Here is a 1190-nt window from a genome sequence, read left to right as displayed (position 1 = left end):
CGACGTCCGGACACCTGTGGTGCTGGCGATGGCGAGCTGCGTCTGCGCGTACTCCAGTTCGCGCCGCCACTGCGGCAGCGCGGCGAGGTCGGGATGGGTGAACGTGTGCACGCCCAGCTCGTGGCCCTCGGCCACCAGCCGGCGGGTCACCTCCGGGTTTCTGACGACCTGCGAACCGATGACGAAGAAGGTGCCCTTGACCTGGTACTTGTCCAGGACGCGCAGCACCTCCGGCGTCCACCGCGGGTCGGGTCCGTCGTCGAAGGTGAGCGCGACGGTCCGCGGCGGCAGGCGGTGCGACTGGGTCCGGCCCTCCGCGCCGACGTTGACGATCGGGCCGCCGCCGACCACCGAGCTGGGGACCTCCCGCTGGCTGCCGGGCGTCACCCGGTTGTCCGGTACGAACGCGGCGTTCGTGTACGCCTCGACGACCAGCAGACCGCCCAGGACGACCACGACCATGGCGACCAGGGCCCAGCTCGGCCGGGGCAGGAGACGCCGCCCACGGGACCGGCGCGCGCCGGGGATCTGCCGCACGCCGGGGATCTGCCGGACGTCCAGCACGGCTGTGGGCGCGTCGTCCGGCTGCCGCCCGGCCCGGTGCCCGCGGGCGGCCCGCACACGGCGGGGGTCCAGCGTGACTGTGGGCTGCTCACTTGTCTGCGGGTTCGGGCGGGCGGGCGCCTGGTCACTCATCGGCGGGCGCGACCGGCGCGGCGGGCGGGTCGACAACCGCCGGCGGGTCGACAACGGGCGGCGGCACCTCGGCGGTGGGGGCGGTGGGCGGCGCGGGGGTGGCCGGCGTCTGGACGGGCCGGGGCGCGGTCGGTGCGGTGCGGGTCGGCCGGGGATACCGAGGGCTCGGCGGGACCGTGGTGGCGGGGGCGACGGAGGTTGCCGGCACCCGCACCGGCGCGGTGCGGATGTCGGTGGGCGTGTCCGGCGTGGCACGGGTCGGCGCGGGGGTGTCCGACGGTTTCGGCGAGGGCAGCCGCTGCTCGCTGGTCGGCTCGACGAACGGGATGACGGTGTCCGGGGTGATCGGCCCGCCGGCGAAGCTGACCCCCACCATGACCGTGTAGATCACGCCGGCCGCGCCGGCGCAGTAGGCGAGACGGCGCAGCCGCCGACGTCGCCGCCCGCTCGGGTCGACGAAGACGGGGGGCGATTCCGGTACGACGGGAATCAGT

The 1190-nt window shown here is 75.7% G+C and carries 1 protein-coding gene and 1 pseudogene; both read right to left on the bottom strand.

Going from position 1 to position 1190, the window contains the following annotated elements; all coding sequences use genetic code 11:
* The coding region (locus tag AB0L34_RS34110; RefSeq protein ID WP_363709803.1) for a polysaccharide deacetylase family protein at positions 1-696 on the bottom strand (696 nt) is incomplete at its 3' end.
* Positions 689-1190 (bottom strand): annotated as a pseudogene (locus AB0L34_RS34105) (hypothetical protein); the annotation flags it as partial. The pseudogene AB0L34_RS34105 and the gene AB0L34_RS34110, both read right to left, overlap by 8 nt.

The organism is Micromonospora sp. NPDC052213 (genome assembly GCF_040679695.1).
Lineage (GTDB): Bacteria > Actinomycetota > Actinomycetes > Mycobacteriales > Micromonosporaceae > Micromonospora.
Note: the sequence above shows the minus strand (reverse complement) of the source record. Positions and strands in the feature narration are given on the sequence as shown.